This window comes from Clavibacter nebraskensis NCPPB 2581, assembly GCF_000355695.1.
GTDB classification, from domain to species: domain Bacteria; phylum Actinomycetota; class Actinomycetes; order Actinomycetales; family Microbacteriaceae; genus Clavibacter; species Clavibacter nebraskensis.
Genome location: NC_020891.1, coordinates 256,340 through 274,990 on the forward strand (window position 1 = coordinate 256,340; position 18,651 = coordinate 274,990).

An 18,651-nucleotide genomic window follows, 5' to 3' on the forward strand; every position below is an offset into this window, starting at 1 on the left:
GCATGGGGTCGCGCGTCAGCCACGGGCGACCAGCTCCCCGGCCGCCGAGGTGGCGGTGACCGGCTCGCCGCGCAACCAGGTCCCGGTGACCCGGCCACGGGCCTCCAGGCCGGCGAAGGCGGAGACCGGGTTGCGGTGCGCCAGTCCGGCGACCTCGATGACCTCGGTGGCGGACGGGTCGAACACGGTGAGGTGGGCGAGCGCTCCGGGCGCGATGCGACCGCGGTCGGCGAAGCCCGCGAGCGCCGCGGGGCCGGTCGTGAACCAGGGCAGGACGTCCTCGAGGGACACGCCGCGGCGCATCGCCTCGGTCCACACGGCGCGGAAGCCGACCTGCAGCCCGGCGATGCCGCCCCACGCCAGGCCCCAGTCGTCGGTCTTCAGGTCGGCGGTCGACGGCGAGTGGTCCGACACGACCATGTCGATCGTGCCGTCGAGGAGCCCCTGCCAGAGCGCGTCGCGGTTGGCGTCGTCGCGGATCGGCGGGCAGCACTTGAACTCGGTCGCGCCGTCGGGGATGGTCGATGCCTCGAACGCCAGGTAGTGCGGGCAGGTCTCGACCGTGATCCGCACGCCGTCGTCCTTCGCCGCGCGGATGATGGGCAGCGCTCCGGCGTCGGAGAGGTGCAGCACGTGGGCCCGGGCCCGGGTCACACGGGCGCCGTCGATCACCTGCGCGATCGCGGACTCCTCGGCTGCGGCGGGGCGGGTGGCGAGGAAGTCCGCGTAGCGGCCGCCGAGGGCCCCGTGGTCGACGAGGTGCGCGGGGTCCTCGGCGTGCACGATGAGCAGCGCATCGATGTCGGCGACCTCCTGGAGTGCGGCGCGGAGCTGCTCCAGTCCGAGGTGCGGGAACTCGTCCACGCCCGACGGCGCGGTGAAGCACTTGAACCCGAACACGCCCTGCTCGTGCAGCCCGTCGAGCGAGCCGAGGCTGTCCGGCACGGCGCCGCCCCAGAACCCCACGTCGACGGCCAGCCGGCCCGCGGCGCTGGCGCGCTTGACGGCCAGGGCATCGACGGTCGTCGTGGCCGGGATCGAGTTGAGCGGCATGTCGATGATCGTCGTGACGCCGCCGAGCGCCGCGGCGCGGGTGGCGGACGCGAAGCCCTCCCACTCCGTGCGCCCCGGCTCGTTGACGTGCACGTGCGTGTCGACCAGCCCGGGCAGCAGGACGTGGCCGTCGGCGACGACGTGCACGTCGGCATCGATGCCCAGGGGGGCGTCGAGGGGCAGCACCTCGTCGATGCGTCCCTCGACGACGGTCACGGTCGCCGGGCGCAGCGCCCCGTCGACCCAGGCTCGGGCGCATCGGAACGCGAGCACGGCCGGTCGGGGCGCCGTCACAGCCGGTCGGCGTCCGTCATCGCGACGCCACCGGGGAGGGTCGCGGGCTCGGCGGCCTTCCCGGTGCCGAGCAGCAGGTTGAGCAGGATCGCGGACGCCGCGCCGGCCGAGATGCCCGAGTCGAACACGAGCGTGAACCACGTCGGGAACGCCGCGTAGATCGACGGCGCGACGGTCGGCAGCAGCGCGATCCCGAGCGGCAGGGCCACGACGAGCACGTTCCGGTTGTCGAACCGGACCCGCGACAGGGTGCGGATGCCGCTCGCCGCGACCATCCCGAACAGCGCGACGCCGGCGCCGCCGAGGACCGCGTGCGGCACCGCCTCGACCACCGCCGCGACCTTGGGCACGAGGCCGAGCACGACGAGGATCCCGCCCGCGGCCGTCGCGACGTACCGGGAACGCACCCCCGAGAGCGCCACGAGTCCGACGTTCTGCGCGAACGCCGTGTACGGGAACGTGTTGAAGACCCCGCCGACGACGGTGCCGAGGCCGTCCGCCCGGAGCCCGTCCGCGAGCGTCCGGTTCGAGAGAGGTCGACCGACGACCTCGCCGATGGCCACCATGTCGCCCGTGGTCTCGGTCATGATCACGAGCCCGACGACGAGCATCGACACGATCGACGCGAGGTCGAACGTCGGCAGGCCGAAGTGGAACGGCGTGACGACCGCGAACCACGGCGCCTGGCCGATGCCGGACCCGTCGACCATCCCCGGCACGAACAGCGCCACGAGGGTGCCGAGGAGCAGGCCGGCGAGGACCGAGACCCGGGCGAGCCCCCGGGGTGCGAAGCGCTCGACGAGCACGATGGCGAGGAGCACGCCGGCGGCGAACGCGACGTCGACGGGGCGGGCGGCGCCGTCCTCCCCGCCCTCGGTGATCCACCCGGCTGCCACGCTCATCAGCGACAGCCCGATGATGAGGATGACCGTCCCGGTGACGATCGGCGGGAACAGCCGGATGAGCTGCGAGAACCACGGCGCGACGACGACCATGAAGACCCCGCAGGCGATCGTCGCCCCGTACACGGCGGTGATGCCGTGCTCGGTCCCGATCGCGATCATCGGTCCGACCGCGGCGAAGGTGACACCCTGCACGAGCGGCAGACGGACCCCGAAGCGCCAGAAGCCGACGGACTGCACGATGGTGGCGAGGCCGGCGACGAACAGGTCGGCGCTGATCAGGAACGCCAGGTCGGCGCTGTCGAAGCCGAGCGCACCGCCGACGATGAGCGGGACGGCGATCGCGCCCGCGTACATCGCGAGGACGTGCTGCAGCCCGAGGGGCAGGAGCCGGGCGAGCGGCGGGACGGTGTCGACCCCGTCGCCCGTGCTGGTGTCAGCTGCTCGTCGGCGCGATGCTGTGCTCATGTCCGGACGCTAACCAACCACTGTTTCCCCGGCGTTTCGGTCGGGCGTCCGGTCGCGAACGAGCGTGCCGTCCGGTGGCGTCCGGGAACGACGGTCTCGGGCGACGGCGTCGAGCGCCCCGTCTCCGCGAGCGCCTGCGCGGACCCGGCCGCTACCGTCGACGCATGACGTCCGCCCGCCTCGCCGCCCCCGAGGACCGCATGGCCCGGCTCGACCTCCACCTCCCTCTCCGGTCGATGCGGCAGAGGTGCACGCGATCCGCTCCGACCCCGCCGTCTTGACCCACTACCCGTCGCTGCGGTCGTCGGGACCGGCGCGCGACGCGCCCGCCGCGCCCCGACCTCCGCCACGAGGATCCGCGTCGCCGCCAGGAGCACGAGCACGACCGCCGTCAGCACGACGAGCGGCTGCAGGGCGAAGCCGACTCCGACGACCCAGTGGTCCATCCCGAGCGCGGGCCAGCCCATGTCCTCCCACCGATCCGCGAGGAGCAGCAGCACCCGAGGGCGACGAGCTCCACCGCCAGCACCCCGATCGTGATGCGCGTCGCGAGCCTCATGTCGTTCTCATCCATGTGCCGAGCCGCCACCCTCGCATGGTTCCCCCGCCTGCGGAAGACCCGGATCCCGCGCCACACTGGATCCATGAGCACCGCCGCCGACGCCCTCGCCCGCCTCGTCGAGGGGATCGACCGCGAGCGGCTCGGCGCGTACGGCGTCGTCGTGCGGGTCGGCGACGACGAGGTCGCGCACCGCTGGCGCAGCGACGACCGCGAGAACCTGTACTCGGTGTCCAAGGGCGTGTGCGCGCTGGCCGTCGGCATCGCCGTGGACGAGGGGATCCTCCGGCTCGACACCCGCGTGCCGGAGCTGCTGCCCGGCCTCGACCTCGGCCCGGGCGTCGACGAGGTCACCGTCGAGCACCTCCTCACCATGACGAGCGGCATCGACTTCGCGTGGTTCGGCGACGAGCCCGTCCCCGGATCCGACCTCGCGCAGGCGATGCTCGGGCTCCCCACCCGCGGCCCCGGCCGCGTCTTCCAGTACAGCGACGCCAGCTCCTACGTCGCCATGCGGATGCTCGCGGCCGCGGTCGGCGACGTGCGCGACTGGCTCCTCCCGCGCCTCTTCGAGCCGCTCGGCATCGACAACCCGCAGTGGCACCGCTGCCCGCTCGGCTTCATCGTGGGCGGCAGCGGCCTGGAGCTGCGCACCGGCGAGCTCGCGCGCATCGGCCGCCTGCTGCGCGACCGCGGCGCGGGGGAGGGCCGGCAGCTCGTGAACGCGGAGTGGGTCGACCGGATGCACGGATCCTGGGTCGACACCGGCGCCGATCCTGCCGCCCCCTTCGCCCGCTACGGCCTCGCGACCTGGGACGGCCCCGGCGACGCCTGGCGCCTCGACGGCCGCTACGGCCAGTACGTGCTGGTCGACGGATCCCGCGACGCGGTCGTCACCATCACCGCCCACGAGGAGGAGCGGGACCACCTGCTCGCCGAGCTGGCCGCGGAGGCCGTCACGGATCCGGCGCAGGTGGTCGGTCGAGGGGTCGTCACTCATCTGACGTGATTGGTAACATTACCAATCCACCACGAGCTTGGTAACATTACCAACATGCGCGACGCGACCGACAACCCCTTCAGTCCCGGCTCGGACACCGTCCCGGAGATCTGGGCGGGCCGCACCGAGCAGCTCAGCGACTGGCGGGACGTCGTCCGCCCCCGCCTTCTCCGCGGGCTCCCCGAGCGCGGGCGCACCGTCCTCGGCGAACCCGGGCTCGGCAAGTCCTCCCTCGTGCGACGCATCGCGCAGACCGCCGCCCGCGAAGGCGACTGGGTCACGCCGCAACTCCGCATCCCCCTCGGCGCCGATCCGCTGAAGCCGGTCGCGGCCGCGGTGCTGGAGCTCGCGCGCGCTGCCGGTCTGCCCGCGGTGCGCGAGAAGCGCATCAAGGACGCCATCGCGCGGGTGGAGACGGTCGCGGCCGCCGGGCTCTCGCTCACCGTGCGCGGGGGATCCGCGCAGAGCGGCCCGGAGCCGTACACGGCGCTGACGGCACTGCTCGTCGAGGTCGGCCGCGCGGCCATGCGGCACGACCGGGTCGCCCTGGTCCACGTCGACGAGGTCCAGAACATCACGGACGAGCGGACGCTCTCGCAGCTGCTGATCGCGCTCGGCGACGCGATCACGCACGAGGAGGAGGTGAGGATCCCCGGCGGTGCGTACGTGCTCCGGTCCCTGCCGATCGCCGTCTACCTCACCGGCCTGCCGGACTTCGAGGACCGCGCTGGCGCCCACAAGGGCGCGACCTTCGCCCGGCGCTTCCGCACCACCGTGCTCACCGCGATCGACGACGAGGACATCCGCGCAGCGCTGCAGGACTTCGTCGTGCCGGGCTGGGAGGTCGCGGACGGCTCCGGCCGCACCCGCCGCATCCGCATGGACCAAGATGCCGTCGCCGCGATCGTGGACCTGTGCCGCGGGGAGCCGTTCCTCTTCCAGCTGGCTGGGGAGCGCGCCTGGTACGCGGGATCCGGGCCGACGATCACCCGGGACGAGGTGCACGCGGGCTGGCGCGGGGCGGAGCGCGAGGCGGCCGCGCACGTCGAGCGGATCCTCGAACGGCTGCCCCCGCGGGAGCGCGCCTTCATCGAGGCGATGGCCGCGCTGCCCGCCGAGGAGCGCACGCTCACCCGCATCGCGAAGGAGATGGGCCGGTCGAGGGCCGCGGAGGTCGGCACCACGGCGCAGCGCCTCGACACCGTGCGCGGCATCATCGACCGGGGCACGGCCTACGGCTTCCGGCACCGCGCGATCGAGGCGCACCTCACCAGTGCCTGGCCGCGCATCGGGTGAGGCGGTCGACTGGCCGCGGGGCCCGCGTCGCGTTGACACTGCCCCGACGCCCCCGCGAGAATGGATCCGCGTTGCTCTTACAACGTTGTAAAGGCTCGGATCCACCCGGCACCGCCGGCGTCGATCGGCCCCGCTCCCGATGAAGTGAAGGACCACTCCATGACCGACGCCCGCCCCGCGGCCGACGCCCGCATCGCCATCGACCGCAACTCGGTCGTCGCCCCCGTCAACCGCCGCACCTTCGGCTCGTTCGTCGAGCACCTCGGCCGCTGCGTCTACGACGGCATCTACGAGCCCGGCCACCCCACCGCGACCGCGGACGGCTTCCGCGGCGACGTCGTCGACCTCGTCAAGGAGCTCGGCACCAGCACCATCCGCTACCCCGGCGGCAACTTCGTCTCCGGCTACCGCTGGGAGGACGGCGTCGGCCCGCGCGCCGAGCGCCCGAAGCGCCTCGACCTCGCCTGGCACTCGCTCGAGACCAACGAGGTCGGCCTCGACGAGTTCGCGCGCTGGTGCGAGCTCACCGGCAGCGAGCTGATGATGGCCGTCAACCTCGGCACGCGCGGCGTTCTCGAGGCCCTCGACATCCTCGAGTACGCCAACCACCCGGGCGGCACGGCCCTCTCCGACCAGCGCATCGCCAACGGATCCCCCGAGCCCCACGGCGTGAAGATGTGGTGCCTCGGCAACGAGATGGACGGCCCGTGGCAGGTCGGCCACATGACCGCCGACGACTACGGCAAGCTCGCGAACCGCACCGCCGGCGCCATGAAGATGGTGGATCCCACGCTCGAGCTCGTCGCGTGCGGCAGCAGCGGATCCGGCATGCCGACCTTCGGCGAGTGGGAGCGCACCGTGCTCGAGCACGCGTACGACAACGTCGACTTCATCTCGGCCCACGCCTACTACCAGGAGCGCAAGGGCGACCTCGGCAGCTTCCTCGCCTCCTCGCTCGACATGGAGTACTTCATCCGCACGGTCGTCGCGTCGGCCGACCAGGTCAAGTACCGCCGCAAGAGCGACAAGACCATCAACATCTCGTTCGACGAGTGGAACGTCTGGTACCTCGACGAGCACCAGGAGTCGGGCGTCATCACGGAGGGCTGGCCCTACGCGCCGCACCTGCTCGAGGATGTCTACTCGGTCGCGGACGCGGTCGTGCTCGGCAACCTCATGATCACGCTGCTCAAGCACAGCGACCGCGTCACCTCCGCCAGCCTCGCGCAGCTCGTGAACGTGATCGCGCCGATCATGACGGAGACCGGCGGCGGCGCCTGGCGCCAGACGACCTTCTTCCCGTTCTCGGTCACCAGCCGCCTCGCGCAGGGCGAGGTGCTGAAGCCGCGCATCGACGTCGGCACGTACGAGACCGAGGTGCACGGCACCGCGCCGCTCGTCGACTCCGTCGCGACCTTCGACGAGGCCACCGGCCGCGCCGCGGTCTTCCTCGTGAACCGCAGCCTCTCGGACGCGCTCACGATCGAGGTCGACGTCGCCGGGCTCGCCGTGTCCGAGGTGCTCCAGGCGGTCGGGATCCACGACGACGACGTCTACGCGAAGAACACCTTCGAGGACCGTGAGCGCGTGGGCCTGACGGAGAACGCGTCGGCGACGCTCGCCGACGGCACCCTCACGATCACGCTGCCGCCCGTGTCGTGGACGGCCGTGTCGCTCGGCTGATCCGCGCCCGTTCCCCCACGCGCCCGTCGCGCCGCACCCGCGGCCGGCGGGCGTCGTGCGTGGTGCCTCAGCCCCGCGGATCCGAGCGCAGCAGCGCCATGACGATCACGTCGACCGGCTCGCCGTCGAAGCGGAAGCCGCCGCGGAGGCGTCCCTCCTCGACGAAGCCCGCGCGCTCGTAGACGCGGCGGGCGCGGGGGTTGGAGTCCATGACCTCGAGGGAGACGCGCTCGAGGTCGGTCGCGGCGAACGCGTGGTCGACGAGCAGGCCGACGGCCTCGGAGCCGAGCCCGCGATCGCGGCCGGCGGGGCCGATGAGGATGCGGAGGTTCGCGCTCCGGTCCTCGGGGCTCCAGTCGTTGATCACGGCCTCGCCCACGCACGCGTCCGTCGCGCGGTCGATGAGCGCGAGGTCGAGGCGGTCGGTCTGCTCGGCGCGCGTCGCGTACCAGGTGCGCGTGCGGTCGTCGAGCTCCGTCCGCGCGGCCATCTCGGCGACCTCGGTGGTCGTGTGCGCGGATCCGGTGAGGCGGATCACGTCGGGGTCGGCGAGCACGGGGCCCATGGCGTCGATGTCGGCGGGGGAGAAGGGGCGGAGGATCACGCGCTCGCCCTCGAGCCTCGGGACGGCGGGGAACAGGCGGGGCTCGGCGCTCATGGGTCCATCGTGCCGGGCCGCCGAGGCCTCCGCGATCCGGGGTCAGCGCCCGTCGCGGCCCCGGTACAGCGTCATGAGCGTCGCCGAGATGCGGCCGCCCGGGCCGAGCGTGTGGCCGTTCGCCTCGAGCCAGGCGCGGGCGGCGGCGCGCTCGCCGGCGGGGCGGGCCGCGTGGCGCGTGGGCTCGTCGCGGATCGGCGTGATCGTCACGGTCGTGCGCCGCCCGGCCGCGACGTACGGCGCGAGCGCGGCGCGGAGGGCGCGTGCGCCGGCGGGGTCGAGGTCGATCTCGTGCACGATGCCGTCGATGCCGAAGCGCACCGATTCGGTCGCCTCGTCGCGCGGATCCACGTCGTCGGTCATGCCGTCTCCTCGAGCTCTCGATCCCCTCTCGCAGCCTAGGCCGCCGTGCGGACATCGATCGCGATGCAGATGAGAACGATTCTCTTCTAGGCTGGACGGATGGATCCCCACGCGAACGCCCGCCCGTCCGTCGTCCGCGGCGGGCTGGCCGTCGCCCTCGTCTCGGCGAGCGACCTCGCGGTCGCGTCGCGCGTCGCCGCTGCCGCGGTCGGCGCACCCGCGTCGGCACCGCCCGCCGTGGTCGAGGCGCCGGGCGGCGACAGCGGCGACCTCGGCGCGGACCTCGCCGAGGGCCTCATCGCGGACGCCGACGATGGGCGCACCGGGCTCGCGGTCGTCGCGCTCGAGCCCGCCGCGGACCCGCTCGAGGTCGCGCTCGTGCTCGAGCACGTCGTCGAGGCGCGGCATCCCGGATCCACGCCCATCGGCATCCTCGAGGTGGTCGCGGTCTCCTCTGTCGCCGAGATCCGCGACCTGCTGCTCGACCCGAGCGGCGCCGACGCGACGCCGTTCGACGCGGCCGAGCGGCTGGCCGGGCGGCTCGAGTGCGCGAGCGTCGTGGTGCTCGACGACCTGGATCCCGACCGCCCCACCCCGGACGCCCGTCGCGCTGTCGCGCTGCTCGCGCACCTGGCCCCGGATGCCCGCGTGGTCGCCACGGCCGATCGGGCATCGCTCGCGCCGGCGCCCCTGCGCATCGGCCGGGGTCGCGCACGAGGGCTCGCCGCGGGCATGGGATGGCAGCTCGCGCTCGCGGGCGAGGCCGCGCCGACGACCGCCGGCGGCATGGGCGTGCACGTGTTCCGCGATCCCCGCCCGTTCCACCCCGGTCGCCTGCACCAGGCCGTCGCGCACGACCTCGTGCCCGGCCCCGTCGGCCGGATCGTCCGCTCCCGCGGGCTGGTGCGCCTCGCGACGCGGCCCGCGACCGTCGGCTCGTGGGCGACCGCCGGTGACGTGCTGAGCCTCGACCCGACCGCGATGCGCAGCTGGGACGCCGACTCGCCCGCCGGGCAGGAGATCGCGTTCGTGGGCGAGCACCTCGACGGCGCCCTGCTCGACCGGATCCTCGGCGCCTGCCTCCTGGAGCCCGGCGAGCTCGTGGCGGGGCCCGATGCGTGGCACGGCTACGCGGATCCGTTCCCCGTCTGGGACACCGAGCACCGGCACTGAGCCGGGGGGGCGCGGCGCGGGCCGCGCCCCTCGGCGTCGTCCGGCCGCGATCACCGCGCCCGCAGCGCCGCCGCGAGGTCGAGCCGCAGCACCACGAAGTGCAGCCCGTCGACCTTGCTGAGCTCCGCGGGGACCGGCCGGGTCTCGCCGGTGGCGACGAAGCCCTCGCGCTGGTACCGCGCGATCATCCCCGTGTGCTCGGAGAAGACGTGGATCTCGGCCCGCGCGCACCCGCGCACGGTCGCCAGGTACCCCAGGGTCTGCCGTCCGAGGCGCTTCGCGATCCCCGAGAGCCGAGCATCCGGCGCGACCGCCATCATGCCCAGGAGCGCCGTCTCCGCGTCGAGGAGGCGGTGCTCACAGCAGGCGACGATGCGGTCGCCGTCCCGCGCGACCATGAACGTCGCGATGCCCTCGGCCATCGACGCGCGGATCTCCTCGACGCTCGTGCGGTCGCCGTGCGCCAGGTCCGCGTCCCGCGTCATCTGCTTCTCCGGGGAGGGCTCCCGGTACGCGGCGAGCACCAGCGCGGCGAGCTCCTCCGCGTCGGACGCGCTCGCGAACCCGATGTCGAGGGGCGCGTCCTGCGGCATCCTCGTCCCCGTCTGGTCATCCCTCACCTCGGGCATGGTCATGTCGGTCTCCTCCTGCCGGTCCGTGCCGGGCGAGGACGCGCGGATCGCGTCGGCCGGGGGACCGTTCGCTGTGACCGTAGGAGTTGATGCGCCGCCGCGCGACGATCCTCCCCATCGGCCGGGCGGGCGTCCGCGCTTGTGGAGGGGCCGGCCCGTGAGGCGCGCGGCGCATGCCAAGGTCCATCCACCCGTCGAGCCGCCACCGCTGCCGTCGCCGACGCGGGATCCCCTCCCCTCGCTCGCGCGCTGCTCCGCCGTGGTGCGCGCCCGTCTCCGAAGGAGCGCCGCTGCATGACGACCGTGACCGGAGCCCCGCGCGGGGCGCGCATGCTCTTCTCCTTCGCCCGCGGGCGCGGTCACCTCGGCCCCCTGCTCCCGCTCGCGCGTGCGGCGGCCGCGGCGGGCCACGAGACCGCCCTCGCGGGAGCGCGATCGGTGATCCGCGACCAGACCGGCTTCGATCACCTGCATCCCCGGGATGTGCCGACCGCGCCCGCGTCGTCGCGGGGCGAGGGCACGGGCCGGCTGGTGCCGGTGTCCGCGGACACGCTCCTGAAGGACATGGCGCCGTACTTCCTCGGTCCTACCGGCCGCGACGCGCGCGACGCCGTCATCGAGATCGCCACCTCGTGGTCGGCCGACGTCGTCGTCTGCGACGGGCAGGACTTCGGGGCGATGGTCGCAGCCGAACGCGTCGGCATCCCCTGCGTCGTGGTCGAGGTGTTCGCGACCGCGCCCGACGGGTGGATCGAGCAGATCCGCGGGCCGATGCAGAGCTTCCGGGCCGAGGTCGGCCTCGCACCCGACCACGAGCTGGCCGGGATCGACGGGCAGCTCGCCGTGATCCCGTTCCCCGCCTCGTTCCGCCCCCTCCGGGAGCGCCGCGGCCAGATGACGCGGATGCGCCCGGACGCCCCGGAGGCGGACCGCGACCACCCCGCCATCGCCTGGCTCGCGGCGGGCGACCAGGAGCACCGCGTCTACGCGACCCTCGGCACGATCTTCAACCGGGCGTCCGGCGACCTGCTCCCGCGGATCATCACGGCGCTCGCCTCGCTCCCCGTGCGCGCGCTGGTCACGACGGGGCCCGACATCGACCCGGCCGGCTTCGGGGTGCCGGGCGCGAACGTGCGCCTCGAGCCGTATGTGCCGCAGAACGGCATGCTGGAGGTGGTCGACCTCGTCGTGTCGCACGGCGGATCCGGCACCATGACGCAGTCCCTGGCGCACGGCGTGCCCCTGCTCGTGCTCCCGCTGGGCGCCGACCAGCTCCCCAACGGCGAGCGCGTGCGGGACCTCGGCGCGGGCGCGATGCTCGACGCGCGGGCGACGCCGACGGAGATCGCGGCGCGGATCCGGGGCATGCTCGGCGATCCCGCCCACCGCGCGGCCGCCGCCGCCGTGGCCGACGAGATGCGTGCGCTGCCGTCGCCCGCCGACGTCGTGGAGCGGATCGAGGCGCTCCTGCGCTGACGCCGGCGGCAGCGGCGACCGGGGCCGTCGCTCCGGCCTTGCGGATCCCGCAAGGAGTCGTGCGCGCGGCACCCGACAGCACGAGGCTCGAGCCATGGACATCACACGAGGCATCGATGGAAGGCACGAGTGGGACGCGGTCGTCGTCGGCGGCGGCGTGGCGGGATCGAGCGCGGCGCTCATGCTGGCGCGCGCCCGCAGGAGCGTGCTCGTCGTCGACGCGGGCCAGCCCCGCAACGCCGTCGCCGCGCACATGCACGGCGTGCTCGGCCACGACGGGAAGCCGCCGCGGCAGCTCGTCGCCGAGGGGCGGCGCGAGATCGAGGGCTACGGCGGCGTCGTGGTCGACGGGCGCGTCGAGGGGGTCGCCGCGGTGGACGACCCGGCGGGCCCGCGATTCCGCGTGACGCTCGACGGCGGCGCCGAGGTCGCGGCCCGCCGCGTGATCCTCGCGACCGGCCTCGTCGACGTCCTGCCCGAGGTCCCCGGCCTGACCGCGCACTGGGGCGCGGGCGTCGTCGTCTGCCCCTACTGCGACGGCTACGAGGTGCGCGACCGCCGCATCGGCGTGCTCGCGACCGGGCCCGGCAGCCTCCACCACGTGCAGATGCTGCGGCAGTGGTCGGCCGACGTCACGTTCCTCATCGCGGGCGGCATGGCGGACGGCCAGCCGCTCGACTTCGATGACGCGACCCGCGCCGGGATCGACGCCCGGGGGATCCGCGTGGAGGAGGCCGCGGTCGTCCGCGTGCTCGGCGAGCGCGGTGCGCTGGAGGGCGTGGAGCTCGCCGACGGCCGGATCCTGCCGCTCGACTCTCTCTTCGCGATGCCCGGCGTCGCGCCCCGCGACGGCATCGCCCGCGCGCTCGGCGCCACCACCGAGGACGCACCCTGGGGCCCGTTCGTGGCGGCGGATCCGATGGGCCAGACGAGCGTCCCGGGCCTCCTCATCGCGGGCAACGCGTCCAGCGGATCGGCGAACGTGCCGGTGGCCATGGCCGCGGGCACCATGGCGGGCGCGATGGCGAACGCCGGGATGGTGACGGAGGACGTCGCGACGGCGGTCGCTGCCACCGCGACCGCCGCCGCGGATCAGGCCCCCGTCGCCTCGCCCGCCGGCCGGATGTCCGCCAGCAGCCCCGCCGCCACGTCGGTCAGCACGAGCTCGCCCGTGTCGGCGTCGTAGTCGAACAGCTCGCCGTAGCGGCCCCAGTCGATGGCGATGTCCAGCTGCCGCTGCGCGTCGGCGTCCGTGAAGCCGCGGCGGAGCAGGTCGCGGAAGAAGTCGTCGCGGAGCGCGCCGTCGTCGCTGTTCTCGAGGGCCTTGACGATGGTCCGCACCAGCGGTGCGCCCGTCGCCGCCAGGTGCGCGAAGAGCTCCTTGCTGCGCAGGATCCCGGCGGTGACCCACGCGCGCCCGTCGTCCGTGAGGAACGCCTGCGCGCCCTCCACCTCGAGGAGCCCGAGCATGCGCCCGGCGTCGACGAGGGGCAGGAGGTCGTCGAGCTCGAACGAGAGCTCGTCGGCGAGGTCGGGCAGGTCGGCCTGCCCGTCGTGCGCGTGCACGATCTCGACCAGGCCGGCCAGGCCGCCCACGCTGGCCTGGGGCAGCGGGTGCGAGAGCGGCCCGGGCGTCGCGCTGACGGTCGTGGACCGCTCGTCGCGGTCGGTGAGGATCGCGTACAGGGCGTCGACCGCGGCCTCGAAGGTGGGGCTCCTGCGGTCGCGCGGGCGCGGCAGCGTGATCGGGACCTCGGCCTTCACCCGGCCGGGGTTCGACCCGAGCACGAGCACCCGGTCGGCGAGGAGCACGGCCTCCTCGATGTTGTGGGTGACGATGCAGATGCTGCGGGTCGGGAAGCCCGGCTGCGCCCACAGCGACGCGATCTCCCCGCGCAGGTTCTCGCTCGTGAGCACGTCGAGCGCGGAGAAGGGCTCGTCCATCAGCAGCACGTCGGGGCGGAGCACGAGCGCGCGGGCGAAGCCGACGCGCTGGCGCATCCCGCCGGACAGCTCCCGTGGGTAGGCGGACTCGAAGCCGTCCAGTCCGATCGAGTCGATGGCCGCGAGGGCGCGCTCGCGGCGCTCCGCCTCGCCGACCCCGGCCGCGAGCAGTCCGAGCTCCACGTTCTGCAGCACCGTGAGCCAGGGCATCAGCGCGAACGACTGGAACACCATCGCGGTGCCGGGGTTCGCGCCGTCGAGCAGGGCGCCGCGGTACCGCACCTCGCCGCCGGTGGGGGCGATGAGGCCGGCGAGGGCGCGCAGCAGCGTCGACTTCCCCGAGCCCGACTTGCCGAGGAGGGCGACGATCTCGCCCTCGTGCAGCGTGAGGTCGACGTGCTCCAGCACGTCGAGCGTGGTGCCGTCCGCGGACGGGAAGGACTTCGAGACGTCGCGCGCGGTGATGAGCTCGGTGCGGGTCCGGGTGGTGGTGGTCATGGTCGTGCCGCCCTTCGGGGGTCGTCTGCTCGGGTCGTTCAGGAGAGGGAGAAGCGCGTCTCGGCGTACGCGTGCAGGCGTCGCCAGACGAGGCGGTTGAGGCCGACGACGAAGACGCTCATGACGGTGACGCCCACGAGGGTCCGCGCGAAGTCGCCGCTCGCGGTGGAGTCCGCGATGTAGGCGCCGAGGCCCGTCGCGTGCAGCGTCGTGTCGCCGTAGCCCACGACCTCGGAGACGATGGACGCGTTCCAGGCACCGCCCGCGGCCGTGATCCCGCCGGTGACCCAGGCGCCGAAGACCGCGGGCCCGTACAGCGCGCGCCACCGTCGCACCCGCGACAGCCGGAGGCTCGCGGCGACCTCGCGGAGGTCGGCGGGGATCGCCGACGCCCCGGCGATGACGTTGAAGAGGATGTACCACTGGGCGCCGAGCGACATGAGGAGGATCCCGCCCCAGTCGAGGCTCACGCCGGTGGAGATGAGGGCGAGCGTGGCGAAGGGGAACAGGAAGTTCGCCGGGAAGCTCGCGAGCACCTGCACGATCGGCTGCGCGATGCGCGTGACCTTCGGGCTCAGGCCGATCCAGACGCCGACCGGCACCCAGACGATCGTGCCGACGACGAGGAGCACCAGCACGCGGCCGAACGTGATCACCCCGAGGCCCGCGGCGACCCCGAACTCCCCGATGCCGGCGCGCGCGTCGACGTAGCCGAGCATCGCGGTCATGCCCCAGGCGATGAGCGCGACGACGAGCACGAGGAGCGCGACGTCGCCGGCGCGTCGCCGCCGCGGGTCGACGTGCAGCGGGCGGTCCGCGACGCCGAAGGGCCGCATGGCCGCGTCGAGGCCGCGCGCCACGGGACGCAGGGCGCGCAGGGCGAGCCCGGGGATCGCCGACCGCCGGAGCACACCCAGGACGACGCTCGTCTGCACCTCGGCGGCGCTCGTGTCGCCGGTGCGGAACCGTTCGGCCCACGCCGTGAGAGGCCGCCAGAACAGCAGGTTGACGCCCACGACCATCGCGACCATGACGCCCACCGCGAGCAGCAGGTGGCCGATCTCCCCGGCCCGCGACGCGGCGGCGACGTAGGAGCCGATGCCCGGCAGCGCGTAGACGTCGCCGTTGACGCTGATGGCCTCCGACGCGACGAGGAAGAACCACCCGCCGCCGAAGCTCATCATCCCGTTCCAGACCAGCGGGATCATGCCGTGCGGCACGTCGAGCTTCCAGAACCGCTGCCAGCGCGTGAGCCGCAGGAGGCGCGCGGCCTCGTCGAGCTCCGCGGGCTGCGTGACCAGCGACTGGTAGAAGGCGAACGTGAGGTTCCAGGCCTGGCTCGTGAAGATCGCGAAGACGCTGGCGCACTCCACCCCGAGCTGCGAGCCGGGGAACAGGGCCAGCCACATCGTGACCGTCACCGACAGGAACGCGAGGACGGGCACGGACTGCAGCACGTCGAGCACGGGCAGCAGGATCCTCTCCGCCCGGCGGGACCGGGCGGCGAGGGTCGCGTAGGCGAACGTGAACGCGACGGACACGGCCAGCGCGGCGAACATGCGCAGCAGGGACCGGGCGGCGAAGTAGGGGAGCTGGGCGGGATCCGTCGACACCGACGAGGGCGCGCTGGCCCGGTCGAACGGGGCCCCGACCCCGTGGGACAGGACGATGAGGATCCAGAAGACGACAGCCACAGCGACGAGGACGGTGGCGTCGACGGCGAGCCGGCTGCGCGAGCGCAGCGGGGCGGCCTGGCTGGTGAAGGTGAGCGGGCGGGACGAGGGCATGGCTGCTCCAGGGCGAGGCGTCCCGCCGGCGTCAGGTGCGTCGCGGCGGGAGCGGAGGATGGTGGGGTGTCGGGCGGGGTCTATGGCCATCAGGGCTCATGCCGTCTCGCCTCCTCCGGTGCGGGCCTCGGGTCGGCCGGGGGGTGAGCATACACAGATGCTCAAGCGCTTGCGCAACCATGTGAATGGACCATGATGGACGCATGCCGAGAGACGAGGCCGTCCCCGTGACCGAGGCGCGGCTCGCCGCCGCGAGCGAGACCTTCGAGCTGCTCGCGACGCCGAGCCGCCTCCACCTGGTGTGGCTCCTCGCGGAGGGCGAGGCCGACGTCTCGACCCTCGCGGAGCGCAGCGCCGCCTCCATCCCGGCCACGAGCCAGCACCTCGCCAAGCTGCGGGCCGCGGGCGTGGCCGCCGCGCGACGCGACGGCCGGCGGCAGCTCTACCGCCTCGAGGATCCGCACATCGTCGCGATCGTGCGGCAGATGTTCTCGCACATCGCGGCCGACGGCACGATCGCGGCCGAGCCCGACGCACGACGCCCGCCGCGGCGTCCCCGGTTCGACGCCCGCCGTGCCTGACCGACGGATCCCCCTCGGCGCGCTGGCGCGGGGCGAGACCCCGCAGTAAACTTGAGCCCGCTCGACTCAAGTACGACCGAAGGGAACGCAGTGGCCAACATGCAGGGCGCACCCGCCACCGACGAGAACGCGAAGACCGCGCTCGAGCAGTACGGGGTGAACCTGACCGAGATCGCGAAGAGCGGCAAGCTCGACCCGGTCATCGGACGCGACGCGGAGATCCGGCGCATCAGCCAGGTGCTCACGCGGCGCACCAAGAACAACCCGGTGCTCATCGGCGAGCCCGGCGTCGGCAAGACCGCCGTGGTCGAGGGCCTCGCGCAGCGCATCGTCGCCGGCGATGTGGCCGACTCGCTCAAGGGCAAGCAGCTCGTGTCGCTGGATCTCGCGGCGCTCGTCGCGGGGGCCAAGTACCGCGGCGAGTTCGAGGAGCGGCTGAAGGCGGTGCTCAAGGAGATCGACGACGCCGACGGCGAGATCATCACGTTCGTCGACGAGCTGCACACGCTCATGGGCGCGGGCGGCGGCGAGGGATCCGTCGCCGCGTCCAACATGCTGAAGCCCATGCTCGCGCGCGGCGAGCTGCGCCTCATCGGCGCCACCACGCTCGACGAGTACCGCCAGTACATCGAGAAGGACGCCGCGCTCGAGCGCCGGTTCCAGCAGGTGTACGTCGGCGAGCCGAGCGTCGAGGACACCGTCGCGATCCTCCGCGGGCTCAAGGGCCGGTACGAGGCGCACCACCAGGTGCCCATCACGGACGCGGCGCTCGTCGCGGCCGCGTCCCTCTCCAACCGCTACATCCCGGCCCGGCAGCTGCCCGACAAGGCCATCGACCTCATCGACGAGGCCGCCTCGCGCCTGCGGATGGAGATCGACTCGTCGCCCGTGGAGATCGACGAGCTGCGGCGCGCGGTCGACCGCATGCGGCTCGAGGAGCTCGCGCTCAAGCGCGAGAAGGACGAGGCGTCGAAGGCGCGGCTCGCGAAGCTGCGCGAGGACGTCGCGGCGCGCGAGCAGACGCTCGGCGAGCTGCAGCGGCGGTGGGAGGCGGAGCGTGCGAGCGTCAACCGCGTCGGCAAGCTGAAGGACGAGCTCAACGAGCTGCGGATCCGCGCCGAGCGGGCCCAGCGAGAGGGGAACCTGGAGAAGGCGTCGCGCCTGCTCTACGGCGAGATCCCGGTGATCGAGCGGGAGGTCGCGCAGGCGGAGGCCGCCGAGTCGGTGCCGTCGGCCGAGGACCGCATGGTGAACGAGCAGGTGACGGCCGAGGACGTGGCGGCGGTCGTCGCGGCGTGGACGGGGATCCCCGTCGGCCGGCTGCTCCAGGGCGAGACGGAGAAGCTGCTGCACCTCGAGCAGGAGCTCGGCAAGCGGCTCATCGGGCAGAAGCAGGCCGTGCGGGCCGTCGCGGACGCGGTGCGCCGCACGCGCGCCGGCATCTCGGATCCCGACCGGCCCACCGGCTCATTCCTCTTCCTCGGCCCCACGGGCGTCGGCAAGACGGAGCTGGCGAAGGCGCTCGCCGAGTTCCTGTTCGACGACGAGAAGGCCATGGTGCGGATCGACATGAGCGAGTACGGCGAGAAGTTCGCCGTCTCGCGCCTGGTGGGCGCGCCTCCCGGATACGTCGGCTACGAGCAGGGCGGCCAGCTGACCGAGGCCGTGCGGCGCCGCCCGTACTCGGTGGTGCTGCTCGACGAGGTCGAGAAGGCGCACCCCGAGGTGTTCGACGTGCTGCTGCAGGTGCTCGACGACGGGCGGCTCACCGACGGCCAGGGCCGCACGGTCGACTTCCGCAACGTGATCCTCGTGCTCACCAGCAACCTCGGCTCGCAGTTCATCAGCGACGCCACGCTGCCGCTCGACCAGCGCGAGCAGGCCGTGCAGCAGCTCGTGCGCCAGACGTTCAAGCCGGAGTTCGTGAACCGGCTCGACGACATCGTGGTGTTCCAGACGCTGTCGATGGACGACCTCGCGCAGATCGTGGAGCTCTACATCGACCGGCTCGGCGTGCGGCTCGCGGATCGCCGGCTCACGCTCGGCGTCACGCCGGACGCCCGGAGCTGGCTCGCCGAGCGCGGCCACGACCCGCTGTACGGCGCCCGGCCGCTGCGGCGCCTCATGCAGCGCGAGATCGACGACCGCCTCGCGCGCGAGCTGCTCGCGGGCGACATCCGCGACGGCGACGCGGTGCGGGTCGACCTCGCGCCCGACGGCGACGGCCTCACGGTCAGCCGCGCGTGGAGCGACGAGCCGGAGGATCAGGCGCCCGGCGTCTGAT

Annotated in this window: 15 protein-coding genes; 8 read left to right on the forward strand and 7 right to left on the reverse strand. The window is 73.7% G+C overall.

Annotation, left to right across the window (positions count from 1 at the left end; translation table 11 throughout):
- Positions 1 to 15: 15 nt before the first annotated feature.
- A complete protein-coding gene (allB, locus tag CMN_RS01310) occupies positions 16 to 1,347 on the reverse strand; it encodes an allantoinase AllB (protein ID WP_015489064.1) in 1,332 nt (443 codons plus the stop codon).
- On the reverse strand, positions 1,344 to 2,717 hold the full coding sequence (locus CMN_RS01315) for a nucleobase:cation symporter-2 family protein (protein ID WP_015489065.1): 1,374 nt from the start codon (positions 2,715 to 2,717) through the stop codon (positions 1,344 to 1,346). Before CMN_RS01315 ends, allB begins: the two co-directional genes overlap by 4 nt.
- 644 nt (positions 2,718 to 3,361) lie before the next feature.
- On the opposite strand from CMN_RS01315, the gene CMN_RS01325 reads away from it, so the two are divergent.
- From CMN_RS01325 to arfA, 3 genes are all read left to right on the forward strand, one after another.
- The gene (locus tag CMN_RS01325) at positions 3,362 to 4,285 is read left to right on the forward strand and encodes a serine hydrolase domain-containing protein (protein ID WP_041465383.1); all 924 of its coding nucleotides are present in this window, start codon (positions 3,362 to 3,364) and stop codon (positions 4,283 to 4,285) included.
- Positions 4,286 to 4,330: 45 nt separating this feature from the next.
- Entirely contained in the window at positions 4,331 to 5,572 is a 1,242-nt protein-coding gene (locus tag CMN_RS01330) for an AAA family ATPase (RefSeq protein WP_015489068.1), read from the forward strand.
- Between the two features lie 159 nt (positions 5,573 to 5,731).
- Positions 5,732 to 7,255: an arabinosylfuranosidase ArfA gene (gene arfA, locus CMN_RS01335; RefSeq protein ID WP_015489069.1), complete on the forward strand. Its 1,524-nt coding sequence runs from the start codon at positions 5,732 to 5,734 to the stop codon at positions 7,253 to 7,255.
- Positions 7,256 to 7,322: 67 nt separating this feature from the next.
- Here arfA and CMN_RS01340 read toward each other — a convergent pair whose 3' ends face one another.
- A complete protein-coding gene (locus tag CMN_RS01340; RefSeq protein WP_015489070.1) occupies positions 7,323 to 7,913 on the reverse strand; it encodes a GNAT family N-acetyltransferase in 591 nt (196 codons plus the stop codon).
- A 42-nt stretch (positions 7,914 to 7,955) separates the two neighbouring features.
- Entirely contained in the window at positions 7,956 to 8,276 is a 321-nt protein-coding gene (locus CMN_RS01345) for an Lsr2 dimerization domain-containing protein (protein WP_015489071.1), read from the reverse strand.
- Positions 8,277 to 8,375: 99 nt separating this feature from the next.
- Between CMN_RS01345 and CMN_RS01350 the strand changes: the two genes are divergently transcribed.
- Positions 8,376 to 9,449, forward strand: a complete 1,074-nt coding sequence (locus tag CMN_RS01350; RefSeq protein ID WP_015489072.1) for a GTP-binding protein — start codon at positions 8,376 to 8,378, stop codon at positions 9,447 to 9,449.
- A gap of 50 nt (positions 9,450 to 9,499) precedes the next feature.
- On the opposite strand, the gene CMN_RS01355 is transcribed toward CMN_RS01350, so the two are convergent.
- Positions 9,500 to 10,084, reverse strand: a complete 585-nt coding sequence (locus CMN_RS01355; protein ID WP_015489073.1) for a GNAT family N-acetyltransferase — start codon at positions 10,082 to 10,084, stop codon at positions 9,500 to 9,502.
- 291 nt (positions 10,085 to 10,375) lie between these two features.
- Between CMN_RS01355 and CMN_RS01360 the strand changes: the two genes are divergently transcribed.
- Together CMN_RS01360 and CMN_RS01365 are read left to right on the forward strand one after the other, a co-directional pair.
- Positions 10,376 to 11,557, forward strand: coding sequence for a glycosyltransferase (locus CMN_RS01360; RefSeq protein ID WP_015489074.1), 1,182 nt, complete (start codon positions 10,376 to 10,378; stop codon positions 11,555 to 11,557).
- A gap of 94 nt (positions 11,558 to 11,651) precedes the next feature.
- A complete protein-coding gene (locus CMN_RS01365; RefSeq protein ID WP_015489075.1) occupies positions 11,652 to 12,743 on the forward strand; it encodes an NAD(P)/FAD-dependent oxidoreductase in 1,092 nt (363 codons plus the stop codon).
- Here CMN_RS01365 and CMN_RS01370 read toward each other — a convergent pair.
- Both CMN_RS01370 and CMN_RS01375 read right to left on the reverse strand, forming a co-directional pair.
- Positions 12,650 to 13,999 (reverse strand): ABC transporter ATP-binding protein, encoded by a 1,350-nt coding sequence (locus CMN_RS01370; RefSeq protein WP_015489076.1) that lies wholly within the window; start codon positions 13,997 to 13,999, stop codon positions 12,650 to 12,652. The two genes, CMN_RS01365 and CMN_RS01370, sit on opposite strands and share 94 nt — an antisense overlap.
- Positions 14,000 to 14,037: 38 nt before the next feature.
- A complete protein-coding gene (locus CMN_RS01375) occupies positions 14,038 to 15,786 on the reverse strand; it encodes an ABC transporter permease (RefSeq protein ID WP_015489077.1) in 1,749 nt (582 codons plus the stop codon).
- A 203-nt stretch (positions 15,787 to 15,989) separates the two neighbouring features.
- Between CMN_RS01375 and CMN_RS01380 the strand changes: the two genes are divergently transcribed.
- Positions 15,990 to 16,367, forward strand: coding sequence for an ArsR/SmtB family transcription factor (locus CMN_RS01380; RefSeq protein WP_015489078.1), 378 nt, complete (start codon positions 15,990 to 15,992; stop codon positions 16,365 to 16,367).
- Positions 16,368 to 16,457: 90 nt separating this feature from the next.
- The gene (locus tag CMN_RS01385) at positions 16,458 to 18,650 is read left to right on the forward strand and encodes an ATP-dependent Clp protease ATP-binding subunit (RefSeq protein WP_015489079.1); all 2,193 of its coding nucleotides are present in this window, start codon (positions 16,458 to 16,460) and stop codon (positions 18,648 to 18,650) included.
- The last annotated feature ends 1 nt before the right edge of the window (position 18,651 follow it).